Source organism: Thalassospira mesophila (assembly GCF_002115755.1).
In the GTDB taxonomy this organism is placed as follows: Bacteria; Pseudomonadota; Alphaproteobacteria; order Rhodospirillales; family Thalassospiraceae; genus Thalassospira; species Thalassospira mesophila.
The window spans coordinates 51,162-77,578 of record NZ_JFKA01000013.1 but is presented as its reverse complement, the minus strand read 5'-3'; the positions used below and the strand labels follow the sequence as shown (position 1 = coordinate 77,578).

Sequence of the window (26,417 nt, the reverse complement as noted above, 5' to 3'; positions counted from 1 at the left end):
TCAGCATCAATTAATCATTTTGCTTTTGTAAAATAATTGTCGATATGAAACATGATATGTCAAAGTAATTATAGTGTCATTTACTGATAAAAATACTTTGTGTACTTGATTGAGTTATTTGTTATTTATGCTTGATAATTATCAAGTGATATGGAGAACGAACACCATGCGCCCCTCGGATGTACCTGATTTACGCGATCTGGAGTTATTTCGGGAGATGCCCGGGGAACGATTCGACGAATTGATGCGCGGGGCCTATGTGCAAACATTTCCCCCGATGGTCGATTTGATTACCGAGGGCGACATGAGCGACTTTTTGCATGTGGTTCTGGAAGGCCGGGTTGAATTGTTTGCATCCTGGAATGGCCGCGAAACCACCATTGCGACGGTAGAACCGATTTCGACCTTTATTCTGGCAGCCACGGTTAAGGATGCGCCTTATCTTATGTCGGCGCGGACATTGGAAAAATCGCGGTTGATCCTGTTGCCATCCTCGGATGTTCGCAAGGTGTTTGATGCGGACGGGGCCTTTGCCCGCAGTGTGGTCAGTGAATTATCCGCCCGTTACCGGGCGGTGGTCAAAAATACAAAAAATCTGAAATTGCGCAGTTCGATCGAAAGACTGGCGAATTATGTTGTGCATCAATATGAAATCGGGGGGCAGAACCCGGAATTTGATTTGCCGATTGAAAAACGCAAGATTGCCTCGTTTCTGGGGATGACCCCGGAAAACCTGTCGCGCGCTATTCGCGGGTTAAGATCCTATGGTGTCGAATTCGATGCCCAGCATGTCACCATTTCCGACCTTGACGCCCTGCGGGGCCTGGCAAAACCCAGCCCGCTGATTGATGATGCAGATTTGCCCTCGGTGTTTTAACGGTCATTGTGTTTGCCTTGCGCCAATGTCGCGCCCCTATGCCTCGAAACAGGCATCTGCGGGGTTCCGGCACTGTCATTTTTTCGCAACTTCGTGCGGCGACGCCATTGTTCTGGATTGTCTTTTAGACAGGCTCCAGTCTGCATGGGAAAAATGACCAAAATCAAGTGAGCCCCCCTCTCGAAGGGATAGGTTTCTCGCACATTGGTCGCGGTTTTATTGGAAACCGCCGGTGCGCGAGGAATAACGAAAGTGCCTGGAGATCGAAGAACAGAGTGGGGACGGGGGGCGCTGGCGCTTCTGGTGGGGGCGGTACTGATACTAGGCAGTGTCAGCGCACATGCGGAACGCCTGTCGGCCTATCTCGATAAAATAAGTATTACGGATTTTTTCCCCGGGGCTGACCATGTGGGTGCCATCCGGACAGATTTCCCTGTCGCGCCGGTTTTTCAGGGGGAGCGCCAGCTTGGCTATCTTTTTCTGAACAGCGACTGGGCCAACTCGATCGGTTATTCGGGTAAGCCAATTGACATTGTTCTTGGTATTACCGATGACGGCGTTCTTGCGGGCGGGCGCATGGTTGCGCACAAGGAACCGATCATTCTGGTTGGTATTCCCGAAAGCAAAATTACCCATTATATCGATGGCTACAAAGGTTTCGACGTCGCAGGTTATGCCAAAAGCGACACACAGGATGTGTTGCCGTCCGATATTGTGAGCGGGGCCACGGTTACCATTATGGTGATCGATGATTCAATGCGTCGTTCGGCAATCAAGGTTGCCCGTGCCTTGCAGTTGGGGGGCTTGCGTGTTTCAGGTGCCATTGCCGATCAGTACGTGGTTGATACCGCCAAAAGCAGCATTGTCGACTGGCAAACGCTGGTCGGTGACGGGTCAGTACGCCGCCTTGACGTTACGCGCGACGATATCAATCAGGCATTTTCCGGCAATGGTGATCCGCGCGCGGCCAGCAAGGTGCTGCCACCTCCGGGCGATACCACTTTTATTGATCTTTATGCCGCCCTTGTGTCCATCCCGACAATCGGACGCAGCCTGCTGGGCGATGCGGAATATGCCAACCTGCAAAAAATGTTGCAGCCCGATCAGCAAGCGATCCTGATTGCCGCGAACGGAGAATATTCCTTTAAAGGATCGGGTTATGTGCGCGGCGGGGTGTTTGATCGTATTCAGGTTACCCAGGGCGACAGCAGCATTCGGTTTCGCGATCGTCACCATAAACGCCTGGGCGACATCGCCGCAGCGGGTGCGCCCAGATTTAGCGAAGTATCTCTGTTTGTTGTGCCGCGTGACATAAAACTGGACCCTGCAGCCCCGTGGCATTTCCAGTTGCTGGTGCAACGTCGTCTGGGCGCGCTGGACAAAATTTTTACCACCGTCGGGCTCGATTACACGCCACCGGTCAAATATCTGCGCAAGCTGCCCACACCCGAACCTGTTCCGGGGGCGAGTGCCGCACCGGCAACGGGTGGCAATGCCGCCATGGCCGACGACGACAGTGGCCGTGATGCCCTGTGGATGCGGGTCTGGAAAAGCCGGATGGTCGATATTGCGGTGCTGGCAACGGCAATGCTGCTTTTGACAGGGTTGTTCTTTTTCCAGGATTGGTTCGTCCGCCGTCGCAAGCTGACAGAACGCATTCGTATCGGCTTTTTGCTGTTTACCGTGGTCTGGATTGGCTATTACGCCCACGCCCAGCTTTCTGTGGTTAATGTTTTAACAGTGGCAACATCGTTCGGGTCCGGTTTCGACTGGGGCTATTTCCTGATGGACCCGCTGATATTCATTCTGTGGTTTGCGGTGGCTGCGGCAATGATTTTCTGGGGGCGTGGGGCTTATTGCGGCTGGTTGTGCCCGTTTGGTGCCTTGCAGGAACTGCTGAACAAACTTGCCAAAGCCGTGCGCATTCCGCAATTGACCATTCCGTTTGCTGTCCATCAACGGCTGTGGCCGCTTAAATATATCGGGTTTCTGGTGCTGTTTGGCGTGGCGTTTCACGACTTTGACCAAGCCGAACGTATTGCCGAGATAGAACCGTTTAAAACCGCGATTATTTTGGGTTTTGTCCGTGAATGGCCCTTTGTTCTGTACGCCTTTGTGTTGCTGGGGATCGGGCTTTTCGTCGAACGGTTTTTTTGTCGTTATCTTTGCCCGCTGGGTGCGGCCCTGGCCATTCCGGGGCGGATGCGCATCAATGACTGGTTAAAACGCTATCGCGATTGCGGTTCGCCCTGCCAGCGCTGCTCGGTTGAATGCATGGTTCAGGCCATCCATCCCGACGGGCATATCGACCCGAATGAATGTCTTTATTGTCTGCATTGCCAGGAACTCTACTACGACGCGCATGACTGCCCGGTCGTCATTAAAAAGATGGCCCGCCTTGAACGCAGGCTGGCACTGCAAACCAATAGCCCATCTTCCCTAACGCACAAGAATCCGGCCGTTGAAAACGTTGACGGCGCCGGGGGGACTGAAACTGGTTCCGATCCAGTTCCTGGACGCGGAACACTATATAAGCACCATCAGGAGTTTTAAGATGTCCAACCATGACGAAAACATGAAAATGACCCGCAGGAGCCTGTTGGGGGGGACTGCAAAGGTTGCCGGGCTGGCCGGTATTGCTTCGGCAACGGGGGCGGCTGGTCTGGCAGGGGGTTCGGTATTGCTGGGCGACAGCCGCTCGGCCCATGCCGCAGATGCCCATAATAATGCAGAAGTTGCACCGGGTGATCTTGACGAATATTACGGTTTCTGGAGCAGCGGACAGGCTGGTGAAGTTCGCATCATGGGCGTGCCTTCGATGCGCGAACTGATGCGCATTCCGGTTTTTAACCGTTGCAGTGCGACGGGTTGGGGCCAGACCAATGAAAGCCGCAAGATTTTAACCGAAGGCCTGACCGACGACACCAAAAAGTTTCTGGCTGACAAAGGTGGCAGCTGGGTCAATGGCGACTTGCATCACCCGCATATGTCTTTCACCGATGGTACTTATGACGGGCGCTATCTGTTCGTTAACGACAAGGCCAATACCCGTGTCGGTCGTATCCGTTGCGATGTTATGAAATGCGACAAAATTGTCGAAGTTCCCAATGCAGCCGATATTCATGGTTTGCGTCCGCAGAAATACCCGCGGACCGGTTATGTGTTTGCCAATGGTGAACATCGGGTGCCGATGCCCAATGACGGTTCAATTTTGGATGAGCCGAAAAAATACCATGCCATCTTTACCGCCATTGACGGCGACAGCATGGAAGTTGCCTGGCAGGTTATTGTCGACGGTAACCTTGATAACTGCGATGCTGATTATCAGGGCAAATACGCGATTTCGACCTGCTATAACTCGGAAGAAGGCACAACCCTGGCCGAAATGACCTCGAGCGAGCAAGATTGGGCTGTCATTTTCTCGATCGAACGGATCGAACAGGCCGTTCGTGATGGCAAGTTCAAGATCATGAATGGTGTCAAGGTTCTTGATGGTCGTCATGGGTCGCCCCTGACCCGTTATGTCCCGGTATCAAACAGCCCGCACGGCTGTAATACCGCGCCGGATGGCCGCCATATCGTGATCAATGGCAAGCTGTCGCCGACCGTTACCATTCTTGACGTTACCCTGTTTGAAGATTGCTTTAACGACAAGATCAAACCGCGCGGTGTTGTTGTTGCCGAACCCGAACTGGGCCTTGGCCCGCTTCATACTGCGTTTGACGGACAGGGAAATGCCTTTACCACCCTGTTTATCGACAGCCAGATTTGCAAATGGAACATCGACAAAGCCCTGCGTAAATTCAAGGGCGAAGAAGTTGATCCTATTCTTGCCAAGGTCGATGTCGAATATCAGCCGGGCCACAACCATACCTCGATGGGTGAAACCAAAGAAGCCGATGGGAAATGGTTGGTCAGCCTGAACAAATTCTCCAAGGACCGGTTTATCAATGTCGGGCCGTTAAAACCCGAAAATGACCAGTTGATCGATATTACCGGTGATACCCCGGTTATTGTTCATGATGGCCCGACCTTTGCCGAACCGCATGACTGTATCATTGTCAAACGGTCGATTGTGAACCCGCTTCGGGTTTGGGACCGCAATGATCCCATGTGGGCCGATGCCCGTGAATGGGCGAAAAAAGACGGGGTCGACCTTGAATCCGCCGAGGATGTGATCCGCGATGGCAACAAAGTGCGCGTCTATATGTATTCCAGCGCACCGATGTACAGCCTGGAAAAATTCGAGGTCAATCAGGGCGATGAAGTTACCGTTTTCATCACCAATATCGATGACGTTGATGATCTGACCCACGGCTTCACCATTGCAAACTATGGTGTCGCCATGGAGGTTGCACCGCAGGCGACTGCTTCTGTCACCTTTAAGGCAGATCGTCCGGGTGTCCACTGGTTCTATTGCCAGTGGTTCTGCCATGCGCTGCACATGGAAATGCGCGGACGTATGCTGGTTAAACCGGCCTGATCGGAGCAATTACAATGTTATCGGTTGTTAACCGGTTCAAATTGGGAGGAATGACCAGCTTCGTGCTGGTCATTCTAACCTTGATGACCCGTGCTGCACCAGCGGCAGAAATTGCCGTTGCCGCCATTCCGGGGGGCCTTGTTCTGGCGCTGAGCCAGGCGCAGGACGGGGACCGCCTTGTCCTTGCCCCCGGCATTCATGCAGGGCCGATAATTATTGCGCACGCAATCGACCTTGCCGGCATGCCCGGTGCCGTTATCAAAGGGGACGGGAAGGGCACTGTCGTTACCATTGATGCCCCGGATGTTACTGTGCAGGGGATAACCGTAACGGGATCAGGGTTAACGCTGGCAACGCAGGATTCCGGTATTTTTGTTACCCCGAACGGCGACCGCGCCGTAGTTGAACATAACCATATCGACGATAACCTGATTGGTATTTACCTGTCGGGCCCCGACGATGCGGTGGTGCGCGATAATGATGTTACCGGGCGTCAGGATTTGCGCGTTAACGAACGTGGCAACGGCATTCAGCTTTGGAATACGCCGGGGTCTCAGGTTATTGGCAACCGGGTATCGCAGGGGCGCGACGGCATTTTTGTGACCACCAGCCGCGAAAACCTGTTTGCAGACAACGTGTTTCGCAATGTCCGTTTTGCCATTCATTACATGTATACAAATTACAGCGAAATTCGCGGCAATCGGTCTTATGACAATACAGTGGGCTACGCCCTTATGTATTCGGACCATTTGCGCGTGACCGACAATTTATCGTCGGGCGACCAGCAACACGGCATCATGTTAAATTACGCCAATGCATCCGAATTTATCGGAAATGCGGTGGAAAATGGCGGTGCCAAATGTGTGTTTATCTATAATTCCAATAAAAACGATTTTCGCGGCAACCGTTTTGAAGGCTGCGATATTGGCGTGCATTTTACCGCAGGTTCGGAACGCAACGTAATCGTTGATAATGCGTTTGTCGGTAACAGAACCCAGGTCAAATATGTTGGGACGCGCTGGCTTGAATGGTCGGAAAATGGCCGGGGAAATTACTGGAGCGATAACGCCGCCTTTGACCTTGATGGCAACGGCATTGGCGACCGCCCTTATCGTCCCAACGATATGCTTGACCAGGTCGTCTGGGCCCATCCATCGGCCAGGTTGCTGATCAGTTCACCTGCATTCCAGATTCTGAAATGGGCACAATCGCGGTTTCCGGCCCTGCATCCTGGTGGTGTGGTGGATAGTGCGCCGCTGATGACGCCGCCAGATCTAAGCATCTTTCACGGAGAAATACAGCATGCCGGATAAACAGACGGTTTGCGTGCAGGGTGTTACAAAAACATTTGATACCCAGCATGCGCTTGAAAATCTTACTTTATCGGTTGGCGCAGGCGAAAGCCTTGCGTTGCTGGGCCATAATGGGGCAGGTAAAACCACGCTGATGAAGCTGGTTTTGGGCTTGATCCGACCCGATGCCGGAAAGGTTCGTATTCTGGGTGTGGACCCGGCGGGGAGCGGGGCCACCGAAATTCGTCAAAATCTGGGATATCTTCCCGAAAATATCGCGTTTTATCCGGCATTAAGCGGGGCGGAAACCCTTGCTTTTTATGCACGCTTAAAACGCCAGCCGGTGGCAGATTGCGCCCGCCTTCTTGATCGTGTCGGGCTGGGCGATGCCGCGCGGAAAAAAGTCGGTGCCTATTCCAAGGGCATGCGCCAGCGGCTGGGGCTGGCGCAAGCGTTAATCGGCAATCCACGGGTATTGTTGCTTGACGAGCCAACAACCGGGCTGGACCCGGAATTGCGCCACAGTTTTTATAACATTGTTCGTGAACTTGAAGACGATGGCGTTAGCGTCATTTTATCATCGCACGCCTTGACGGAACTTGAAGCCCACACCCGTAAAATTGCCATTCTACGCAAAGGCCATCTGATTGCGGCGGGCACCTTGGGCGAATTGCGCGATCAGGCCAATTTACCGATTCATATCAGACTAAACAGCCATCAAGCAGCCGGGTTTTCAGATATTGCATCGTCGCTGCCAGCGGGCATTACCCAAAGGCCGATTAACGGGCACGCCATCGAACTGGCCCTGCCGCCCACGCGCAAGGTCGAGATGTTGCGCTATCTTGTTGGTAACGTGCCCGAATTTGACGATCTTGATATTACGCAACCGACCCTTGCCGATTTGTATTTGCATTTCCAGAACCGGAGCACGCCGTCATGAAAGCCATTGCTATTCTGGCCAGCAAGGAATTTTGCGACGGGATCCGTAATCGCTGGTTTTTGGGGGCTGCCGGTGCGCTGATGATTTTTGCACTGGGGCTGACCTTTGTCGGCAGTGCGCCTTCGGGGTCGGTCGGGGTGGACCGGTTGGCGGTTACAACGGTCAGTTTGACCAGCCTTGCCGTTTTTCTGCTGCCGTTGATGGCGTTGTTATTGTCCTATGACGCGCTGGTGGGCGAAATAGAACGCGGTACCATGTCCTTGTTGCTGACCTATCCGGTCGCGCGCTGGCAGGTGGTGGTGGGCAAATTTATTGGCCAGACATTCGGCCTGGGGGCGGCAACCATTACCGGGTTTGGTGTGGCGGGCTTGTTTTTGCTTTGGCTGGCCCCCGATAGCGCCAATTGGCATGGTTATCTGCTGTTGGTTGGCAGTTCAGTGTGGTTAGGGGCGGTTTTTGTTGCCATTGGTCTGGTGATTAGCGGTTTGCCCCAACAACGCGGTGCTGCGGCGGCACTGGCATTTATCGTCTGGCTGGTTTTTGTTGTCATGTATGACATGGCCCTGCTGGGCGGGCTGGTGGCCGATCAGGCGGCGATTATCGGGCCGTCTGTGTTTAATTTTCTGCTGCTGTTTAATCCGGCGGATGCCTTTCGCATGTTTAACCTAGCCGGGGTCGAAGATATCCGGGCCGCCGCCGGTTTGCTGGGTGCGGACATGGCAGGGGGGCTTGCGTTATCGGGCGCGTTAATGTCGCTGTTCTTCTGGACCACGCTGCCATTGGGCTTGGCTGTGTTTATTTTTCACAGGAAGTCGCTATGAAAATCCGGTTGCCAGCCCTTGCCATAATGCTGGCGCTGCTTGCCGGGTGTGATGGTGAAAAGACGGTTGAATTACCGCCACCCGCCACGCTTTCGCGCGATGCACAGGGCTTTTTTTGCGGCATGATTGTGGAAGACCACCCCGGGCCAAAAGCACAGGTTTTTCATCGTACCGATAAAACGCCGTTCTGGTTTCCATCAGTACGCGATGCCATCGCCTATAGCCTGTTTCCCGACGAAGCGGGCAATATTGCGATCATCTATGTTTCGGACATGACGGGCTATACCGATTGGAATAACCCGCCCCAAAACTGGATCCCGGCCCAGTCTGCCTTTTTTGTACTGCATAGCGATCAGACAAGCGGCATGGCAGCCCAGCTTGGCGCCGGGGTGCCGGGTAGCGCAGGCCGGGCAAGCGGTGGCGGGAATCTGGCTTATCAGGTGGGCGAGGCGGTACCGTTTTCGACCCGTGAAGCGGCCGAAGGGTATGTGAAAAATCATGGCGGCAATATCGTGCGATACGATGAAATTCCCCAAAGTTATGTCCTTGATAGCGGTGAACCGCCGGAGACAAAATTATGACTGATCTAAAAAAAAGACGGACCTTAACCCTGCTTGCCTGTGCAGGTAGCGCTGCCGCTGTGGCAGGTTTTCCCTTTGCGGGTCTGGCAAGCACGTTGCGGTCGGCATCCGTGCATCGCTGGCACGGAACGGCGCTGGGTGCGCAGGCAACAATCTTGCTTGATGGCACGGACAAGGAACATGCCGATCAGGTGTTGGCCGATATCGTGGTTGAAATTGATCGTCTGGAAAATATCTTCAGCCTGTATCGCCCGGCCTCGACACTTAGCCGGTTAAACACCCAAGGCGAGGTTGGCGACCCCGAACAGGAATTTATTGACCTGATGGCGCGCGCGACCGGTTTTGCCGCGCTGACAAATGGTGCCTTTGACCCGACAATCCAGCCGGTGTGGCAGGCCCTGGCCGGGCTTTCACTGCACAAAACAACTGATCGCGGGCAAATCGATGCGGTGGTTGCCCACAGTTTGCAAGCTGTGGGTTATCGCGATCTTGTGGTGGAAGAAGGCCGTGTCAGTTTTGCCCGGCGCGGCATGGCGGTGACGCTTAACGGGATTGCGCAGGGATATATTACCGACCGCATTGCGGCCTTGTTGCGTCAGCGCGGGTTTAACCACGTTCTTGTCGATTTGGGGGAACAACGTGCGGTCGGCCCGCAAGCCGACGGGGCAAACTGGCGCGTGCGCATCAAGGCACCGATCAGCGGGCAGCCCGCGCGCGAAGCGGTAGATCTGGGAACGGACGCATTGGCAACCTCGGGAACATATGGCTTTCGCTTCGATCTTCCGGGTCAAAGGTTTCATTTGATTGACCCCAAAAACGGGACATCACCCGCATTGTGGAGCAGCCTTTCGGTGCAAGCGCCCAGTGCGACAACCGCTGATGCCCTGTCGACAGCGTTTTCGATGATGTCAGAACATGAAATTCGCAAGGTTTTGCCATTGACCGATGTGTCACTGGTTATTGGGTTTCCGCATGCTGCTACCGATGCAGCCAATGCTACCAATGTACTGACCGGCGCGGGGGTGATGCCGAGGCGGATTGTGGGCGCGGGCAGGCGCGACCCGTCACAAATTTGATCGCCGTCAATTCCGTTCGCTAAGGTGCGTTTTAAAACGAACACATGCTGTCATCCGGCGTCGCCGGAATGTGAGACGCATCAATGTGAAGCTTTAAAGCATGTTTCTTTTAATAAGATCCATTTTGCCGATGCAGTCTACCGCCTGGCAAGGAGAAGTCCGCAGAGCGTAATGGGTTTACGGACAAGGATTTCGACGCGGCCAGGCGGTAGACTGCACCGGCCCGCAGGGTTTGTTTTTGGCGGTGTTTGGCGGCGTTACACCGCTCGCCCGATGCGCCGCATCGCGCAGCGCGCTGTGCCTTGCCAAACGACACGCCAAAAACAAACAAAATGGGTCTTATTAAAAGAAATATGCTTTATGTGAATGGAACTGATATGTGTGATGAAATCGCCCAGACCAGCGGCATAACTGAAATGGCGAACCGGCCGGTCGCCGAACTGGTGGCGTTAATACCCGGCGCAACACGGGTTTTTCGTCATCACCGGATCAATTTTTGTTGCCACGGCGATGCGATCCTGAAAAACGCGGTTTTAAAACGCGGCGCAGATATTGCCACAGTTGAAGCCGAACTTCGCCAGCTTGCGGGTGCGAACCCGCTGTCGCTACCGGTCGCGGAAGATGATGTTACCCTGATTGCGTTTATTCTGGACCGTTATCACGAGGCCCACCGGGCCGAGCTCCCCGATATGATTGCTTTGGCCCGCAAGGTTGAAACAGTGCATGGCGATCACCCCGATTGTCCGCTTGGTCTGGCGGTGGCACTGGAAGAAATGGCTATTGAACTTGACGACCATATGGCCAAGGAAGAAACAGTCCTGTTTCCCGCCATGTATAAAAAAAGTACCATGCTTTTGGGACCGATCCTGCAAATGCGGGTGGAACACGAAACCCAGGGTGAATATTTGCACCGCCTTGAAGCGCTGACCAATCATTTAACATTGCCAGACGGGGCATGCCGCTCGTGGCAGCGTCTTTATCGCAGTGTCGAAAAACTGATCGAGGATCTGGTCGCGCATATTTATCTGGAAAACAGGGTTTTGTTTCCCCGGTTTGAAAGTTAACTCCGATTATTTCCCGATTTTGCCCCTTCAGCCTCAGGTGGCAAAATGCTTGCCAGCCCCGCTTAACATCATCATGTTTGCGCACCGTAAAAATTAAAATTTGGTGCTATGATTTTTTGCAACCTGTGATTATATCAAGTCGGAGTTGTTGCGTGCGGGTATTGTGCAACTGTCGTTGTCGATCTTTTTTGACGAAGATGCAAACCCGTATTACAAGATTAACCCTGTGTTCGAGACAGAGTTTGTCGGGCGTGATGGTATGCTGCCGGTTCTGCCCGGTATCACGGTTCTGGCTGGTTTTGTTGCGGGGAAACGGATGAAGCCGGTATCGGGTTTTGCATGTTGGGGCTGAATGGAACAAATACCTGAACTCAAATCCATCTATGTTGTGGATGATGATCCTTTTATGAGCCAGATCATTCAGGTTGCATTAACAGAACTTGATAATTTCAAGGTGACGATTTTTCCTGATGGCGCGAGCTTTTTCGAGGAACTGAAAGTTTCACAGCCGCAGCTTGTGATGCTGGACGATGTTTTGCCCGGCATCAGTGGCCGTGACATTGCGCTTAGACTGCGCGATGATCCTGCTACTTGCCATATTCCGTTTATCTTTTCCACCAGCCACGATAGCGCCGAAGATTTAAAAATATTCGCAGAAATCGGCTGTGCAGGGGTTATCCCCAAACCGTGGGATTTGCGCAAGGTACCCCAGAGTATCCGCCAGATATGGGCAAGTTCATTTTCTAAATAATGCCCCGAACACTGACCTGTGCTTTGGGGCATTTCGGCGGGTGGATAATGAACCACGGTGTGGCCGAATATGCCGCCCACACCGCTTATCCCCCGGTGAAAGGGGATTTTAATGTTATCTTGCCACCAGAAACAGCACAGAAAATATCAAAGATTTTCAGTGTTGATGGCATATGCGGTGTCGTTAAGCACCTTGATGCGATCTGCGTCTGATCCGCCTTCAAAGGCTTCGCGAAAGGCCGTGCAAAGCGCGATATAGCTTTTTGCCTGGTCTTCGGCAATTTTGCGCGACAGCGGCTGGTCACGATAGGCGTCGATAAAGCGGCTGGCGATCATGCCCAGCAGCAAAAACGGGGCCGCGGCTTCGGGCTGGTCACGAATGGCTTTTTCGGCAATGCGCGCACATTCTTCATAGGCCTGAACGCCAAGGGCATCGCCCTGCATCACAGTGATCAATTTATCATACATGTTCTGTTTCCTCGGTTAGATCGAAATTTCGGTTGCGCCGCCATGCTCGCCCGACCATTTCGTCGGGTTGGTGAGAAAGGCTTCAACTTCATCAAGGGTTTTGGGGTCGAAATAATTCTGGGCTTTGCACACAGCGAGAACATCCCACCAAGTTGCCAGCCAATGCAGTTCAAGGCCGTGTTCTTTCAGTTTTTCCCGGGTCTGGGGAAAAATATCGTAATAAAAAATCACCAGCGTATCGGTGACATTGGCACCGGCCCGGCGCAATGCCTCGCAAAAATTAATTTTGCTGCCGCCATCGGTGGTCAGGTCTTCAACCAGTAAAACATTCGCACCTTCGACAATGTCCCCCTCGATCTGGGCATCGCGGCCAAACCCCTTGGGGCGTTTGCGCACATATTGCATGGGCAAAACAAGTTTATCGGCCAGCCACGCGGCAAAGGGAATACCGGCGGTCTCCCCACCGGCAACCGCCTGAAATTTCTGAAATCCGGCATCGCGTAAAATCAGCGATGCGGCGAAATCCATCAAAGTCATGCGAATCCCGGGATAGGAAATAAGCTTGCGACAATCAATATAAACCGGGCTGGCCAGCCCCGATGTAAAGGTAAACGGTTTGTCGGCCCGAAAATGCACGGCACCAATTTCCAGCAGCATTTTTGCGGTCATTTCCGCCATCAAGGCACGTTCGGGAAAAGCGTTGGAGAACATTTTTTATCCTTACAATGGGTTGGCAGCCACGCCTTGCGACAATAACCGGGTCGGTTCCCTGTGCTTATGCAACCGGATGCAGAAGATAGTCAAAAAGAACTGAACTGGCTGCCATGAAATCATCAATTTCCATCGCTTCGTAAGGGTTATGCGATCCGTTCTGGTTGCGTATAAAAATCATGCCCGTCGGAACACCGTTATTGGCAAACACGGCGGCATCATGGCCCGCCCCGCTGGGCATGACATAGTCTTCAAAGCCCAGTCGGCGCATGGCCGCCGAAATGCCGGCCACCACATCGTCATCACAAATTGCGGGGGTAACCCACAGTTCATCGTCGCATTCAAAGCGAACTTTCCGGTTCCGTTCAACAATGCCCATATGCGCGCTTAAAAGATCGCGCATGGCATCCAATGTAGAACTGTCCTGGCTCCGAACATCAAGGCTGAACGAAATACTGTCGGGAATACGGGCAATGGCATGTATGGACGGGTCGGTGCCAACCACGCCACTGGTCAAAACCAGATCGTCGCCTTTTTGTAAAATGGTGTCCCAATCGTCATCAAGGCGGGTGAACAGCTCGGCCATGGCCAACACAGGGTCGCGGCGATAGGCGCGGGGCACTGCGCCCGAATGGCCGGCTTCGCCAATACAGGTAATTTTTTTATGGCGGAAATTGCCGCGAATGCCCGAAACATTGGCAATCGGCAGGTCTTTTTTCACCAGCAACGGGCCCTGTTCGATATGTATTTCGACATAACCAAGCAGTTTGTCGGGATCAAACAATTTCTGACCAGCCTTTACGGCGGGCATATCAATGCCAATGTCGGCCATATGGTCGGCCAGGGTGCGATGATCGCCGGTGTGGCGGGCATTTAATTCCGTCTCGCCCAATAACCCGAACAGGGCCTTGGACCCGATATAACACGGGCCGTACCAGGCACTTTCTTCGCCGCGCAAGGCAATAACCTTGACCGGGCGGGCAAACGAACGCTGTTCCGTTTTGGCACGCACCAGGCATATTAACCCGGCAAGGATACCGGCAAGCCCATCAAAGTTGCCACCATTAGGCACGCTATCTGCGTGTGAACCCACCAGAAAATAACGTTCGGCATCGCTGTCTTCGGGCAGCGAGAACAGCACGTTATGAGCCGCATCCCAGCTAACATGCAGGCCGTTTTGGCTGGCATAATCGATCAGATAATTCAGGGTTTGGGTTTCGACATCCGAATATGCCGGGCGGCTGACACCGGCACCGTCCGCTGTGCGCAGCGCAATTTCGTCAAACAGCTTGGCAACCTGTTCGCGGTGTTTGTCACTAAATGTTGAAACGGGGACACTGCTGTTCATGGGGCTGTCTCCATGAAGACAACGGTGTCGGCGGCTTCTTCGTCGCGAACACTGTTGATGATGTCGGTCATTTTCGAAAAATTGTACGCGACCATATAGGCTTCAAGTTCGGCAATGATGCGGATCATGGCAGTAGGATTGATGAAGGTCGCCGTGCCAACCTGTACCGCACTTGCCCCGGCGATCAGATATTCCAGCACATCTTCGGTGGTGGAAATGCCGCCACAGCCAATAACGGGAATATCAACCGCCTTGGCGCACTGATAGGCCATGCGCAAGGCAATCGGTTTTAACGACGGGCCGGAAAGCCCGCCCATGAGGTTGCCCAAACGGGGTTTGCGCGACTGCACATCAATCGACATTGCCAGCATGGTATTGCACACCACAAGGGCATCGGCCCCGCCTTCTTGTGCGGCGCGGGCAACGTCGGATGTTTCGCCGGTATTGGGGGTTAATTTGGCCCAAAGCGGCAGGTCGGTGGCGGCGCGTAATTTGCGCATGACGTCCAGCGTGGAGCTGGGGCGCATGGCAAATGCCTTGCCGTCCTCTTCGATGTTGGGGCACGAAATATTCACTTCGATGGCGGCAACGCCGGGCACACTGACGGCTTCGCACAATTGGGCGAACTCGTCGGTGGTATTGCCCGAAATGCTGACCACCAGCGGGCTGTCATAGGCCTGGTAATACGGCACCGTGACATTGCGAAAATAATCGACACCCTTGCTGGGAATGCCAATGGAATTTAGCATCGATCCGGCAACTTCGCACACGCGCGGGGTCGGGTTACCCTGACGAATGCCGTGGGTAATGGTTTTGGTTACCAGCGCGCCCAACGTGTTGATATCGAGCATGGTGGCAAGGTCTTCGGAAAACGTGCCTGATGCGGGCATGATCGGGTTTTTCAGGCGCAAATCGCCAATCTGTACCGAAAGATCTACCATCCCATGGCCTCCTGCAGGTCAAATACCGGCCCTTCTTTGCAAACCCGTTTATGAACAATGCCGGTTGGCGACTGAAACGATCTGACACAGCACTGGCACATCCCAAGGCCACAGGCCATTTGCTGTTCAAGCGCAATTTGGCCGGAGATATTATGGCGCGCGCCCAGTGTTTGCAGCAATTTCAGCAACCGGTTGGAGCCACAGGTATAAAATGCATCAATGCCGTTTGTGGCGATCAGCCCTTCAATCAGCTTTTCCAGATTTTCAAGACCGGATGTTTCTTCGCTGTCGGTAACGGTAATGATATTGGCACCCAGATCACGAAAATAGTCGATCGACATCAGCATTTCGGGCGAGCGGGCACTGCAAATAGCCGTAAGGGTCTTGCCGCGTTTGTGGGCTTCAAGGGCCAAAGGCGCAAGCGTAGCGAGGCCAACACCGCGCGCCAGCAATAACAGGTTTTGCCAGTCATCGCGAATATCAAAGCCCTGGCCAAGCGGGCCGACAACGTTTAGCGGTTCGCCCGGTGCCAGGGTGGCAAGGGCAGCGGTACCTGTACCGGCAATTTTATAAAGAAACTGCAGCTCGCCCTTTTCGGGGAAATAGCCATAGATGCTCATCGGGCGGCGCAAATAGGGTTGCAAACCTTCGCGCACCGGGCATTGCAGGTGAAAAAACTGGCCCGGCGTGCAGTTCAGAATTTCCGCCGGGGCGGCAAGTACAAGCAATCGGTAGTCATTATTGACAGGAGAATTGCTTATGACTTGGCATTCGGTTTCGAACACCTGTTCGTTCGCCGGAACAATCCCCGGCGTGACATCAACAACAGCGACAGTCATGGGACGTTTCCTTACCTAAACAGCAGGTGGGGAATGAAAAGTGATATTTGCGGCACATAGGTCACAATTGTCAGCGCGATCAGATTGGCGACAACAAACGGCCAGACCCCGGCGATAATGCGGGTGACCGGTTTGTTTAGCGTTGACGATGCCACAAACAGGTCCAGCCCGAACGGCGGGGTGATCATACCCAGACTGATATTAAGGGTGACGATCATGCCCAGATGAACCGGGTCAATGCCAAGGCTGGTGGCAACCGGAAATAACGGCGGCACCAAAATAAGTAATGCCGAATTGGGATCAATGAACATGCCCGCAATAAGAAAGCAGACGTTCAGGATCAGCAAAAATAGCACCGGTCCGGCATGAATGGCGGCCAGAAAACCGGAAATGGCCGTGGGAACCTGTGCCAGCGTGACAAAAAACGACAACACCCCGCCAAAGGCAAGCAGTGCAAAGATTACGGCTGTTGAAATGGCACTGGCTTCACAAATATCGACCAGACGGGTGAAGGTCAGTTCGCGGTATACAATGCCTTCAACAAAGATGGCATAAACCACGCTGACGGCTGCGGCCTCGGTCGGGGTGAAAACCCCGGAATAGATGCCGCCCAGAATAATAGCGGGCATGCCCAATGCCCAGCCAGCAGCGCGCAAGGCATCAAGGCGCTGCGGCCACGGCACGCGCGGGGCGGCAGTAACCTTCTGGCGCGAGGCATGGACCATGACCAGCACGGCAAAGGTCAGGGCCAGAACAACGCCAATCGCAAGTCCACCGGCAAAAAGTTTGGCAACCGAGGTGCCCGTCATCCAGCCATAAACGATAAAAGTGATGGAAGGCGGGATCAAAAGGGCGGTTTCAGCACTTGAGACAATCAGACCAAGGCTGAATTTTTCGGAATAACCGCTTTTGCGCAATTCGGGATAAACCATGCCGCCAAGGGCCGCCACCGTGGCCGGGGCCGAACCCGAAACAGAGCCAAAGGCCATCGACCCGCCAATGGCCGTATGACCAATGCCACCCCTTGTGTGGCCTACAAAGGTCCGCACCAGATCCATCAGGCGTCGGGTAATCTGGCCCGATGCCATTAACTGGGCTGCAAACAGAAAAAACGGAATTGCCAGCAGGGTTGAATGGTCGATCCCGCCCAGCAATTTTTGTACAAAAACCACGTCGGGCAGGCGGTGAAAGAACACTTCCTTGATCGCCAGTGTGGGAATGCCCAGGACCAGCAGCATTTCAAAACCCAGCAGCATCAAGGCAAGGGTGGCGCCAATGATTACAAACAACATTATGCTGCCCCTTCTTCGTATGCATGCTCGGCCGATGCCGGGTCGGGTGAAAAGCGGTCAATAACCCCGGCCAGACTAAGGGCATAGCGCAAGGCTAACAGGGCAAAGCCAATGGTCGGGGCAATATAAATCCAACCCATGGGGATGTTCAGGGTTGCACTGCGCTGACCCGATGCCAGTACGAATTGGACCATCTGAACGCCAAGGGTGACAAGATAAATTGAAAAAAGAAGGCCAATACTATCGATCAGGCGAAAGACGATTTTACGTTTTTTAATCGAAAGGGCGTCGCGAAATGTGGTGACGCCAACATGGCGTTTGCGTTCAAGGGCCAGCCCCAGTGCGCAAAAAACCAGAAACAGATTAAGCATCTGAACGACTTCTTCGATCCAGGCAAAGTCACTGGCATGTTGTGGCGAAAACTCACGCACGGCCACTCCAAGGGTAAACAAACCAACCATCAGCAAAAAGATGGTCACCAGAAAGATGCGTTCTGTGGTTCTGAGAATGTGCAGGAGCATCGCCATAGAAATTCTCCTCGGCAAGGGAATAATTGCCGACTGATTTGGGTCATGAAAAAAGAAAAATGGCGGCCAGTCCGAATTTCAGACGGGCCGCCAGACAGAATTATTGTGCAGAAACTTTGGCGTAGGCCTGTTCGTACAGATCAACCAGCTTTTTGCCTTCATCGCCTGCGCGTTCGATATAGGCGGCTTTGGTTTCAGGATAAATGGCGGCGCGCAGGGTTTCGCGTTCTTCCGGGGTCGCAACACGTACATTCATGCCGTTTTTCTTGATTGTTTCAAGAGCGGCAGCAACGCGTTCGGCCTTGTCCTTGACCAGGTCCGGGATAACTTCATGGAAGGTATCGACGATAATTTTGCGGTAGTTTTCCGGCATGGAATTCCAGAAAGTCGGGTTGAACAAAATAACGTCTTCCATGGCACCGTGATCGGAAATCACAAGGTTCTTCTGGACTTCATAATATTTCATCCGTTCGATGGTATCGAGCGGATTTTCCTGGCCATCGACCACACCCATTTGCAGGGCTGAATACAATTCACCAAATGACAGCGAAATCGCCGAAGCATCCATCGCCTTGAACTGTTCGATCAGGATGTTTGAATCCATAACGCGGAATTTCTGGCCGGTGAATTCTTTCCAGGTGTCGATCGGTTTATTGGAAGTAAATTCCTTAAAGCCGTTCGGCCACAGGCCAATGGCAACAACACCTTTGGCCGAAAATGACGCCAGCAATTCCTTGCCAAAGGCGCTATCGCGAATAGCCTGCGCCTGTTTGGTGTCTTGCGGCATCAGATAGGGAATATCAAGAACGGAAACAGCCGGGTTAAAGCCGCCCAAAAAAGCAGCCGGTGAAACCGTTGCTTCAAGCACACCAAGCTGGGTGCCTTCTGTCATCTGGCGCTGGTTGCCCAACTGGCCCTGCGGATAAATATCAAATTCGACATTGCCATCGGTGCGTTCATTGACCAGCTTCGCAACTTTTTCAAGATAGATGTTCCGGCTTTGCGCTGCGGATTCAAGATGGCCGATTTTGGCGACGAATTCTGCTGCCTGTGCCGATACTGTGCTCAACCCCGAGATACACAGTGCTGCAACGAGGATTTTGGATGTTGCGGTAAATTTCATTATTTGCCCCCTGATGAAGTGACTATTAATCGTAAAGGACCATCTTTGCGGCTTTATCGCATAAGTCAATAATTTTCTCAAAAACGAGAAAATTTTCTCAAAATCTTAAAAATTGAGACTTTTGCAAATTTTGCGCTATAGTAATGCTGATCGGCAATGCGGAAACAAGTGCGGCCACAGATAAATGACAGCAGAAATCGAAGCAGGGGATATTGGCCAGCGTATCAAGGCTTTCCGTATGGGAAAAAGCATGACGCCCGAAGAACTCGCTGCGCGCATCGGGGTCTCGCGGGCCGCTATTTACCGGTATGAAGGTGGCCATCCGCCAAAACTTGATACCTTGGGCAAAATTGCCGAGGGATTGGGGGTTTCTTTGCCCAATTTGCTGGGTGTTGGTGTTGAATATATCGGCTCTGCCGTCAGTTTTTTCGAGCGTATGCGCCAGCTTGAGGAAAACGCTGATCACATCAGCATGTTGTTTGACCCGGTATCCTATTTACTGACAACCGGCAGCTTTGACGAATTACTGCCTACGGTTCTGGCCGAAAGCATTCCCGATGATGCATCCGACAGGGCAGCCGCCCTGCGAGATATCGATACGCTTTTGAAAATACTGTCACAGCGCAAAAAAAATTTCCGCGAGCGTATGCCCAATACTGTCAGTCTGGTCTGTGCGGCAGAGCTGGCGCAATTCATGCGGACAGGATTTGTCGGCACGTTCGAGCCTTCTCGCGCCGATCAGGAATTTCGCCGCGATGTCGCCCGTCGGGAAATTGAAAATATCGCCAGAATTTTGCGCGATCAGCCAATCGGCACGCAGGTTGGTGTGATTGTTGATTCAATGCCCGGTGCCACGTTTCAATTGTTCAAACAGGGTACCCAAACCCGTGTTGTGGTAAGCCCGTTTCGGCTGGGAACGTTTGCCAATATCCGGTTGGGGGTGGCAACTGTAAGTGCCGCGCCCGAAGCCATCGAACTTTATACCGAAATGACCAACCGGCTGTGGCGAAGAAGCCTTAAAGGCGAAGAAGGTGCTGATTATATCGAGCAGCAAATTCTTGGGGCCAGCTTGTAAGCCTGGCACTGTAACTGAAGTTACATGTCCTGTCGGTGTTTCGTCTTCATTCCCGTTGATGCATAACAAACCGGGTTTGTCCGGTCTTTTCTCCGCTGCTATTGCCATAGCGGGGGCGGAGCATTTGTGTTTTATAATTGGTATAATGATCAGAGGGGGAACGCCCCTTTTTGTACAAAAAGGGGCGCACAGCGTTAATTGTTTTTCGGTGTGTCATTCAAACTGTCGCCGTCACCGTCGTCGTCATTGGTTTCGCCGTCCGCTTCTTCATCACCGTTAGATTGTTTGATGATGTCCCCTTTATTCGCATCTACCAGCATTTCATGTTCGACGCCGTCGGCATCAAGAATGGTAACCATATAACGCGCGCGGTTGTCATTAACGCGGAGCTGTAATTCGGCGACCTTGCCCGGCATTGCTTTGATCGCAATGGCAATGGCGTCTTGTGCCGACAGTTTGGCGTGGGTTAAGGCCGAAACTTCGGCAGCGTCATCATTGGTTTGCGATGAAGACGCCATCGCCGGGGTTACGGCGACAAAACCGAGCCCGGCGGTCAGGGTGGTCAGCGCAATAAGTGTGATCTTTTTCATGAAATCCTCCGTGGTTGACGGGCCCGATGCCCGTTTGTCAGATGCGACATTACGGCACCCGCTTTTCCGCCAGATTTCGCGGTAAATACAAAAATGTATGGTGGTTGCTGTGCCGTGTCTCGCCGCCTTCTCACGGGTAATGGCTGTTGTGTAGCGCGTGGGACGCATGCTCGCACGATGTTCCTGTGGCCCGGTGTGGGAAGAATTCTTGACGTGGATCAAGGCATTTCGGGGTGGCCCGGCGCTATTGATAATAATTGTCATTATCTGTGTGATGTGGGCCATGAACGCGCTGAATTTCGTCAAAATTTCCAGAACACAGCGATTTGCGGGTGCGATTGAAAATTTCTTTAGCAAAAACCGGCGCCATCTTGGCCTGGTTCACCTCGGCATGTTTGGCGTATTCATCGTCCTTATTTTTGTGCCGCCGTTTTTACCCGCGCCTTTAGAACACAGCCGGGTTTTTGATAACTTTCAATTATTCGCCAATTCCTTGCTGTGGGGGGCGTGGTTTCCGCTGGTTTTGTTGTCGGTTGTTGTCACCGGGCGAAGCTGGTGCGGCCTGTTTTGCCCCATGGGGGCAGCATCTGAATGGGCCAGCGGTCGTGGGCTTGGGCGGCGTGTTCCCGGCTGGCTTAAATCACCGGCGGCCCCGATTGTCAGTTTTGTTTTTGTCACAATATGGGCGCAAACCCTTGGTGCGCGTGATCATGCGCAATCGGCGGCCATTCTGTTTGGCTGTGTCATGCTGGCAGCCTTTGTGTGTGGACTGGTTTTTGGCCGCAAAAAACGGGTGTGGTGTCGCCATGCGTGCCCGATCGGGTTGTTATTAGGGGTTTATGCCCGCCTTGGCGCGGTTGATTTCAAGCCCAAACGGTTTGTCGCAGGTGGCGACCGGTGGACCGAGGCCACGGCGTGCCCGACCATGATCGACTTGAAACGCAAAAGCGAAAGCCGCCATTGCATTGAATGTTTCCGTTGTGTCAGCCCCAATGCCAAGGGTGGACTTGAGGTGCAATTGCGCCGCCCCGGTGCCGAACTGGAAACCATCCGGCATCACAACGGTAATTTGGCAGAAGTCCTGTTTTTGTTCATCAGTGCTGGTGTCGCACTGGGCGGGTTTTTGTGGCTGGTGCTTGGCAGTTATCAGGATTTTCGCCTGTGGCTGGCAACCGAGGCCATTAAACGGGGCTGGCTGTGGGTTGGCAGCCCCGGACCTTCATGGCTGATGGCGGTTTTTTCCGAAGAACGGGAGGTTTTTCGCTGGGTCGATTTTTTGACCATTACCGGGTACATGGCCGGCTGGATCATGATCTGCACGCTGGTTTTATCATTTACCACGGGGGTGGCGGCGTGGCTGGTGCGCCGTGCCGGTGGCACAGGCACATTTCACCAGTGTTTTGTCGCCCTTGGCTATCAGGTTGCGCCGGTTAGCCTTGTTAGTCTGGTGTTGGGGCTTGGCAACGGGGCTTTTATCAACCTTGCCCTTTTAGGCCTCTCACCAGCATTTATTACAACCGTGAAATTACTGCTGTTTGTTAGCGGCGCGGGCTGGAGCCTGCATTTGGGCAACCGCATTCTGGCATCGTTTGGCGTGCGGGGATCTTCCCGTGTCGGACCCTTGTTGTGTGGTGCAGCGGGCAGTGTGTTTCTTGCGTCTGCCTGGTACCCGGCCCTGTTTGGCTAGGCACCAGATTTTTTCGAACTGTAAAAGGAGACTTGATGATGAAATCTGTCAATTTACCAGGAATGCGACGCACTATCGTGGCTTCTGCCGTGATGCTGGCGGGCACTTTTGGCTTTATCGTGTCAGCTTCGGCGGGCGAGCAACCGGCTGGTGAATTGCTGAACAAAAACGGCATGCATATATTGGGTGTATTCCTGCAGCCGGTGGTGATGGAACCGGCAATGCCCGGTCAGGAAGCCGATAAAACCGATATCCATCTCGAAGCTGATATTGCCGCCCTGCCGACCAATGCCAACGGTTTTTACGAAGATGCATGGATCCCGTATCTTGATGTTGATTATCAGCTTGAGCGAACCGGCAGTGATTGGCACCAGGCCGGCAAACTAATGGCGATGGTGGCCTCGGACGGGCCGCATTATGGTGCCAACGTTAAACTCGATGGCCCGGGTGAATATCATGTAACATTTCACATTAACCCACCAGAAGGCGGCCATTTCATGCACCATGTGGACAAGGAAACCGGCGTCGCCCCGTGGTGGCAGCCGTTTGATTATGACGGGACGTTTATTTTTGCCGGTGCAGGCAAAAAAGGGGGGTATTAACCGGCCCGCATCGCGACTGAAAAAGAACGTGGAACGCCATATGCATTTCACGTTCTTTTCTGTTGGGCGGGGTTTTAAACTGTGTTTGTTTAATCGGTGACGGGAAGCTGGTCTTTGCGGGTAACGGTCAAAAACGCGACCAGTGCGATGATGACGGCAAAGAAAACCGCATTGATTTCAAATGTGCCAAGGCCAAGCCCACCTTCGCTGGGGGGCTGAGACATCAGATCGCCAAGGGACGCGCCAAGCGGGCGTGTCAGAATATAGGCAATCCAGAAGGCCAGTACGGCATTAAGGCGCAAAAAGTAAAAAGCCAGTGTTGTCAGGGCGATCAGCCCGCCAAAAATCAGGGCCGATTGGGCGTAACCCCAGTTAAGCCCCTCGGATGCAAGATCGCCGCCTGCTGTGCCCAGCGCAAAGGTGAACAGGATGGTTAACCAGTAAAATATTTCACGGCGTGTTGTATAAATCGAATGGATCGACAGGGTGCGTTCCGCGCAGAACCACGCGATAAATGTTATCGCCAGGGCGATGCTGAACGCGACGGTGGTAACCTCAAGGCTGATGCCCATATTGTCGACCAGATTGTCCGTGATCAGGGTGCCGACAATGCTGATCAGGATGACGGTTAACCAGTAAATCCATGGTTCGTATTTTTTCTTGCTGACTTGCACAAGCAGGGCGGCAATCAACAGGCCCGCCATGATCCACGAGGTGACGGTCAGGCCAAAACCCATATCGACGTTGAGATAATCGGCCGCCGTTTCACCAACGGTGGTTGCCATAATTTTGATAATCCAGAAATAAAGCGTTACTTCCGGTACCTTGTTAAAAATTTGTTCGCCGGGTGTATCTTTAAGCAAAGCCATGTCGGCTCTCCGTATCAGGAAGGGCAATATTGCGCATGAAAAGGCGGGTTGGTCGCCACTTGGCGCCACCAGCGTTATTGCATCCTTCTAAGATGGAAAAATCGCGCCCGGCTTTCGGTGATCATACAAAAATGTAAGATCCCGACCAAAGCGGCACCGTAAAGCTTTGTCTGCTCGGGCGAACCATGATGCTTGGCGCGTTTCTAGCACCGTCATCTGTCGCGTGTGCTGCGAGCATCATGGCTGTGTCAGGATAGGGGGTTAGCGGGCCGGTGTGGGAAACGAAATTTGCACCCGTAAACCCGGTTCATTGTCATAAAGGTGCAGTTCAGCCCCATGCAAATCGGCAATGGCCTTTACCATGCTAAGCCCCAGTCCGGTGCCATCTGTTGTGCGGCTTTTTTCCAAACGGTACAGGCGGCGCAAAACGTTTGTCCGTTCAGAACGGGGGATGCCGGGGCCATTATCGGCAATTGTGACCACAGTTTTTCCTGCGCTGTCTTGCGCGCATGAACAGCAAATGCGGGTGCCCTGCGGGCAATGTCGCAAGGCGTTTTCAATCAGATTGGCAAATAACTGGGTCAAAAGTTCCCGATCACCGGGGATGGCGGGCCCGACGCCGACACCAGATGTGGTTTGATGGGTCAGGGTCATGGCGGCGTCTTTTGCAACTTCTTCATAGATATCGGCAACATTGGCAAGGATATCGCCAATATCGACCTTTGCAAAACGGGCGCGCCGCGCGCCGGTTTCAATCTGGGCAATGCGCAATAAGGCGTCGAAGGTGGCGTTGATGCGGTCACATTCCGCCTGGGCGGCTTCGAGGTCGTCGGTTATTGTTTCACCGCGTGCATGCAGGTCGGATGCGGAATTGATCAGTATTTTTAACCGGTTCAGCGGTGTTTTAAGGTCGTGTGCGATATCGGCACTGACCTGTTTCATGCCCTCAACTACCGATGACAGCCGTTCGAGCGCAATATTGATGTCGCCCGAGAGAAGGGCAATGTCATCCTCGTTTTTTTGTACGGGAATGCGCGCCGAAAGTCGTCCTGCTGCAATTTCGTTCATGGTTTCACGAACTTTATCCAGCCTGCGCTGGGTGTTCGAGGCGATAGCCGCTCCGCCAATTGTCGCAAGCAGGATCACAACGACTGATGCCCAACCGAAACTTTGTAAAACAATTTCTTCGATTTCGCTGATCTGCTCGCCGCTTATGCCAACTGTCAGACTGTAATGGTCAAGGATTCCACGATACAGCCGATAGGGAATGTCGGCATCAAGGCCAAAGGCGGCACCAGTGGTTGTTGACCATCCGAATGGTGGGGCAAGACCGGCGGCAATGTTCCCGGCAATGCGCTGCCCGGCATTGTTTTGTAACAATAAAATTTGGCCGAAATTGCGGGCGGCATTGGCACGCTGGCTAACGGCTTCAATAATTTCCTCGTCTGCCGGACCAGGGCCTATTTCCGAAATCAGCGAAAAAATTTCTTCGATCCGTCGGTGTTGCCAGTTTTCCAGCTCGGTATTCATGACCCGGTAGGTCACAAGGCTGGCAAGGAAAAAGGCCAGCAAAAACAAAAACGTCACTGCCATCACCAGCCGAAAGGCGGTGCTGCGAACAAAGTTAACGCGGTGCATGCAGGGAATATCCGGTGCTGCGTACGGTATGAAGAAGCGGATGGGTAAAGGGTTTGTCTATTTTGGCCCGCAGGCGGCTGATATGGGTTTCGACCACGCTGGTTTTGGGATCAAAGTGAAAATCCCAAACCCGTTCTAACAACATTGTTCGCGTTACAATGCGCCCTTCATTGCGCATCAGAACTTCCAGCAGGGTAAATTCCTTGGGCAGCAGGCTAATTTCCTGACCCTGGCGGTTAACGCGGCGCTGGATCAGGTCCATTTCCAGATCATCTACCTGCAAGGTGGTTTTTTCGTTCTGAAATGGCGGACGGCGCGACAGGGCGTTTACCCGGGCAAGTAATTCGGAAAACGCAAACGGTTTGACAAGATAATCATCTCCGCCCGCCTCAAGGCCATCAACCCGGTCATCTATGCCCCCAACCGAGGTCAGGAAAATCACCGGCGTTTTTACCCCGGCGGTGCGCATTGTTTTAACAATGGTCAGGCCATCCAGCGATGGCAACATGCGATCAACAACGACAACATCATATTTCTCGCGCGTGCCTTGAAAAAGGCCATCATGCCCATCGGTGATGCAGTCACACACATGGCGGTTTTCGCGAAAGCCGGACGCGATATAAGTGGCCGTTTTTTCATCGTCTTCAATGAGTAATATGCGCATTATGGCTGCGGTCTCGCATTATGCTGTGGTGTATGGTGCCGGGTTTCGTCGTCATGCCATGGCTGATGATATGACAATAACAGGTTTGCCCGGTTATTCCATTATCCGCGTCATAGCAAACTTCATTGAACGCAAACGATCAACATGGCTCTTACGCGG

General features: G+C 53.1%; 26 protein-coding genes. 14 read left to right on the top strand and 12 right to left on the bottom strand.

Features of this window, described 5'->3' with window-relative positions; genetic code table 11:
- Window positions 1-127 precede the first annotated feature (127 nt).
- The 11 genes from TMES_RS19535 (at window position 128) to TMES_RS19485 (ending at window position 11,885) form a co-directional block, all read left to right on the top strand.
- A complete protein-coding gene (locus tag TMES_RS19535; RefSeq protein WP_342746323.1) occupies window positions 128-877 on the top strand; it encodes a cyclic nucleotide-binding domain-containing protein in 750 nt (249 codons plus the stop codon).
- A 252-nt stretch (window positions 878-1,129) separates the two neighbouring features.
- Window positions 1,130-3,430, top strand: coding sequence for a NosR/NirI family protein (locus tag TMES_RS19530; RefSeq protein ID WP_143589742.1), 2,301 nt, complete (start codon window positions 1,130-1,132; stop codon window positions 3,428-3,430).
- A 1-nt stretch (window position 3,431) separates the two neighbouring features.
- Complete coding sequence (gene nosZ, locus TMES_RS19525) at window positions 3,432-5,360, top strand: TAT-dependent nitrous-oxide reductase (RefSeq protein WP_085585697.1); 1,929 nt, start codon at window positions 3,432-3,434, stop codon at window positions 5,358-5,360.
- A 50-nt stretch (window positions 5,361-5,410) separates the two neighbouring features.
- Window positions 5,411-6,673, top strand: a complete 1,263-nt coding sequence (locus TMES_RS19520) for a nitrous oxide reductase family maturation protein NosD (RefSeq protein WP_143589741.1) — start codon at window positions 5,411-5,413, stop codon at window positions 6,671-6,673.
- Entirely contained in the window at window positions 6,663-7,592 is a 930-nt protein-coding gene (locus tag TMES_RS19515) for an ABC transporter ATP-binding protein (protein ID WP_085585693.1), read from the top strand. Before TMES_RS19520 ends, TMES_RS19515 begins: the two co-directional genes overlap by 11 nt.
- Entirely contained in the window at window positions 7,589-8,413 is an 825-nt protein-coding gene (locus TMES_RS19510; RefSeq protein ID WP_085585691.1) for an ABC transporter permease, read from the top strand. Before TMES_RS19515 ends, TMES_RS19510 begins: the two co-directional genes overlap by 4 nt.
- Window positions 8,410-8,994 carry a nitrous oxide reductase accessory protein NosL gene (locus tag TMES_RS19505; protein WP_085585689.1) on the top strand — a complete coding sequence of 195 codons (585 nt, stop codon included), beginning with the start codon at window positions 8,410-8,412 and terminating at the stop codon, window positions 8,992-8,994. Before TMES_RS19510 ends, TMES_RS19505 begins: the two co-directional genes overlap by 4 nt.
- Window positions 8,991-10,070 (top strand): FAD:protein FMN transferase, encoded by a 1,080-nt coding sequence (locus tag TMES_RS19500; RefSeq protein WP_085585687.1) that lies wholly within the window; start codon window positions 8,991-8,993, stop codon window positions 10,068-10,070. Before TMES_RS19505 ends, TMES_RS19500 begins: the two co-directional genes overlap by 4 nt.
- Window positions 10,071-10,447: 377 nt before the next feature.
- Window positions 10,448-11,134, top strand: coding sequence for an iron-sulfur cluster repair di-iron protein (gene ric / locus TMES_RS19495; RefSeq protein ID WP_085585757.1), 687 nt, complete (start codon window positions 10,448-10,450; stop codon window positions 11,132-11,134).
- 148 nt (window positions 11,135-11,282) lie between these two features.
- Window positions 11,283-11,486: a hypothetical protein gene (locus tag TMES_RS19490; RefSeq protein ID WP_085585685.1), complete on the top strand. Its 204-nt coding sequence runs from the start codon at window positions 11,283-11,285 to the stop codon at window positions 11,484-11,486.
- Window positions 11,487-11,885, top strand: a complete 399-nt coding sequence (locus TMES_RS19485; RefSeq protein WP_085585683.1) for a response regulator — start codon at window positions 11,487-11,489, stop codon at window positions 11,883-11,885. It begins immediately after the preceding gene.
- Window positions 11,886-12,031: 146 nt separating this feature from the next.
- On the opposite strand, the gene TMES_RS19480 is transcribed toward TMES_RS19485, so the two are convergent.
- The 8 genes from TMES_RS19480 to TMES_RS19445 form a co-directional block, all read right to left on the bottom strand.
- Window positions 12,032-12,352, bottom strand: a complete 321-nt coding sequence (locus tag TMES_RS19480) for a hypothetical protein (protein WP_085585681.1) — start codon at window positions 12,350-12,352, stop codon at window positions 12,032-12,034.
- A 15-nt stretch (window positions 12,353-12,367) separates the two neighbouring features.
- Window positions 12,368-13,063, bottom strand: a complete 696-nt coding sequence (locus TMES_RS19475; RefSeq protein WP_085585679.1) for an orotate phosphoribosyltransferase — start codon at window positions 13,061-13,063, stop codon at window positions 12,368-12,370.
- Window positions 13,064-13,127: 64 nt separating this feature from the next.
- Window positions 13,128-14,411 (bottom strand): Zn-dependent hydrolase, encoded by a 1,284-nt coding sequence (locus TMES_RS19470; protein WP_085585677.1) that lies wholly within the window; start codon window positions 14,409-14,411, stop codon window positions 13,128-13,130.
- Entirely contained in the window at window positions 14,408-15,352 is a 945-nt protein-coding gene (locus TMES_RS19465) for a dihydroorotate dehydrogenase (protein WP_085585675.1), read from the bottom strand. Before TMES_RS19465 ends, TMES_RS19470 begins: the two co-directional genes overlap by 4 nt.
- Window positions 15,346-16,191 carry a dihydroorotate dehydrogenase electron transfer subunit gene (locus TMES_RS19460; protein WP_085585673.1) on the bottom strand — a complete coding sequence of 282 codons (846 nt, stop codon included), beginning with the start codon at window positions 16,189-16,191 and terminating at the stop codon, window positions 15,346-15,348. The genes TMES_RS19465 and TMES_RS19460 overlap by 7 nt, the downstream gene beginning before the upstream one ends.
- Before the next feature lie 11 nt (window positions 16,192-16,202).
- Window positions 16,203-17,483, bottom strand: a complete 1,281-nt coding sequence (locus TMES_RS19455; protein WP_085585672.1) for a TRAP transporter large permease — start codon at window positions 17,481-17,483, stop codon at window positions 16,203-16,205.
- Window positions 17,483-18,010, bottom strand: a complete 528-nt coding sequence (locus TMES_RS19450; protein WP_169718856.1) for a TRAP transporter small permease — start codon at window positions 18,008-18,010, stop codon at window positions 17,483-17,485. The genes TMES_RS19455 and TMES_RS19450 overlap by 1 nt, the downstream gene beginning before the upstream one ends.
- 100 nt (window positions 18,011-18,110) lie before the next feature.
- Entirely contained in the window at window positions 18,111-19,133 is a 1,023-nt protein-coding gene (locus TMES_RS19445; protein ID WP_085585670.1) for a TRAP transporter substrate-binding protein, read from the bottom strand.
- 184 nt (window positions 19,134-19,317) lie between these two features.
- On the opposite strand from TMES_RS19445, the gene TMES_RS19440 reads away from it, so the two are divergent.
- Complete coding sequence (locus TMES_RS19440; protein WP_085585668.1) at window positions 19,318-20,208, top strand: helix-turn-helix domain-containing protein; 891 nt, start codon at window positions 19,318-19,320, stop codon at window positions 20,206-20,208.
- A gap of 194 nt (window positions 20,209-20,402) precedes the next feature.
- Here the strand turns inward: TMES_RS19440 and TMES_RS22840 are convergent, their stop codons facing one another.
- Window positions 20,403-20,798 carry a PepSY domain-containing protein gene (locus TMES_RS22840; RefSeq protein ID WP_158091277.1) on the bottom strand — a complete coding sequence of 132 codons (396 nt, stop codon included), beginning with the start codon at window positions 20,796-20,798 and terminating at the stop codon, window positions 20,403-20,405.
- Window positions 20,799-21,081: 283 nt separating this feature from the next.
- Here TMES_RS22840 and TMES_RS19430 point away from each other — a divergent pair, with 283 nt between their 5' ends.
- Both TMES_RS19430 and TMES_RS19425 read left to right on the top strand, forming a co-directional pair.
- Complete coding sequence (locus tag TMES_RS19430; protein ID WP_245835521.1) at window positions 21,082-22,485, top strand: 4Fe-4S binding protein; 1,404 nt, start codon at window positions 21,082-21,084, stop codon at window positions 22,483-22,485.
- A 35-nt stretch (window positions 22,486-22,520) separates the two neighbouring features.
- On the top strand, window positions 22,521-23,087 hold the full coding sequence (locus tag TMES_RS19425) for an iron transporter (RefSeq protein ID WP_245835520.1): 567 nt from the start codon (window positions 22,521-22,523) through the stop codon (window positions 23,085-23,087).
- A gap of 89 nt (window positions 23,088-23,176) precedes the next feature.
- Here TMES_RS19425 and TMES_RS19420 read toward each other — a convergent pair whose 3' ends face one another.
- From TMES_RS19420 to TMES_RS19410, 3 genes are all read right to left on the bottom strand, one after another.
- Window positions 23,177-23,956, bottom strand: coding sequence for a COG4705 family protein (locus TMES_RS19420; RefSeq protein ID WP_085585665.1), 780 nt, complete (start codon window positions 23,954-23,956; stop codon window positions 23,177-23,179).
- 261 nt (window positions 23,957-24,217) lie between these two features.
- Complete coding sequence (locus TMES_RS19415; protein WP_085585663.1) at window positions 24,218-25,594, bottom strand: sensor histidine kinase; 1,377 nt, start codon at window positions 25,592-25,594, stop codon at window positions 24,218-24,220.
- A complete protein-coding gene (locus TMES_RS19410; protein ID WP_085585661.1) occupies window positions 25,581-26,258 on the bottom strand; it encodes a winged helix-turn-helix domain-containing protein in 678 nt (225 codons plus the stop codon). The genes TMES_RS19415 and TMES_RS19410 overlap by 14 nt, the downstream gene beginning before the upstream one ends.
- Window positions 26,259-26,417: the final 159 nt, after the last annotated feature.

Coding starts and splice junctions, on each gene's coding strand:
- TMES_RS19450 (WP_169718856.1), bottom strand. CDS start 18,010: ATGGCGATGCTCCTGCACATTCTCAGAACCACAGAACGCATCTTTCTG.
- TMES_RS19425 (WP_245835520.1), top strand. CDS start 22,521: ATGATGAAATCTGTCAATTTACCAGGAATGCGACGCACTATCGTGGCT.
- ric (WP_085585757.1), top strand. CDS start 10,448: ATGTGTGATGAAATCGCCCAGACCAGCGGCATAACTGAAATGGCGAAC.
- TMES_RS19465 (WP_085585675.1), bottom strand. CDS start 15,352: ATGGTAGATCTTTCGGTACAGATTGGCGATTTGCGCCTGAAAAACCCG.
- TMES_RS19440 (WP_085585668.1), top strand. CDS start 19,318: ATGACAGCAGAAATCGAAGCAGGGGATATTGGCCAGCGTATCAAGGCT.
- TMES_RS19470 (WP_085585677.1), bottom strand. CDS start 14,411: ATGAACAGCAGTGTCCCCGTTTCAACATTTAGTGACAAACACCGCGAA.
- TMES_RS19445 (WP_085585670.1), bottom strand. CDS start 19,133: ATGAAATTTACCGCAACATCCAAAATCCTCGTTGCAGCACTGTGTATC.
- TMES_RS19475 (WP_085585679.1), bottom strand. CDS start 13,063: ATGTTCTCCAACGCTTTTCCCGAACGTGCCTTGATGGCGGAAATGACC.
- TMES_RS19420 (WP_085585665.1), bottom strand. CDS start 23,956: ATGGCTTTGCTTAAAGATACACCCGGCGAACAAATTTTTAACAAGGTA.
- TMES_RS19485 (WP_085585683.1), top strand. CDS start 11,487: ATGGAACAAATACCTGAACTCAAATCCATCTATGTTGTGGATGATGAT.
- TMES_RS19460 (WP_085585673.1), bottom strand. CDS start 16,191: ATGACTGTCGCTGTTGTTGATGTCACGCCGGGGATTGTTCCGGCGAAC.
- TMES_RS19535 (WP_342746323.1), top strand. CDS start 128: ATGCTTGATAATTATCAAGTGATATGGAGAACGAACACCATGCGCCCC.
- TMES_RS19410 (WP_085585661.1), bottom strand. CDS start 26,258: ATGCGCATATTACTCATTGAAGACGATGAAAAAACGGCCACTTATATC.
- TMES_RS19430 (WP_245835521.1), top strand. CDS start 21,082: ATGAACGCGCTGAATTTCGTCAAAATTTCCAGAACACAGCGATTTGCG.
- TMES_RS19520 (WP_143589741.1), top strand. CDS start 5,411: ATGACCAGCTTCGTGCTGGTCATTCTAACCTTGATGACCCGTGCTGCA.
- TMES_RS19415 (WP_085585663.1), bottom strand. CDS start 25,594: ATGCACCGCGTTAACTTTGTTCGCAGCACCGCCTTTCGGCTGGTGATG.
- TMES_RS19500 (WP_085585687.1), top strand. CDS start 8,991: ATGACTGATCTAAAAAAAAGACGGACCTTAACCCTGCTTGCCTGTGCA.
- TMES_RS19505 (WP_085585689.1), top strand. CDS start 8,410: ATGAAAATCCGGTTGCCAGCCCTTGCCATAATGCTGGCGCTGCTTGCC.
- TMES_RS19510 (WP_085585691.1), top strand. CDS start 7,589: ATGAAAGCCATTGCTATTCTGGCCAGCAAGGAATTTTGCGACGGGATC.
- TMES_RS19515 (WP_085585693.1), top strand. CDS start 6,663: ATGCCGGATAAACAGACGGTTTGCGTGCAGGGTGTTACAAAAACATTT.
- TMES_RS19480 (WP_085585681.1), bottom strand. CDS start 12,352: ATGTATGATAAATTGATCACTGTGATGCAGGGCGATGCCCTTGGCGTT.
- TMES_RS22840 (WP_158091277.1), bottom strand. CDS start 20,798: ATGAAAAAGATCACACTTATTGCGCTGACCACCCTGACCGCCGGGCTC.
- nosZ (WP_085585697.1), top strand. CDS start 3,432: ATGTCCAACCATGACGAAAACATGAAAATGACCCGCAGGAGCCTGTTG.
- TMES_RS19455 (WP_085585672.1), bottom strand. CDS start 17,483: ATGTTGTTTGTAATCATTGGCGCCACCCTTGCCTTGATGCTGCTGGGT.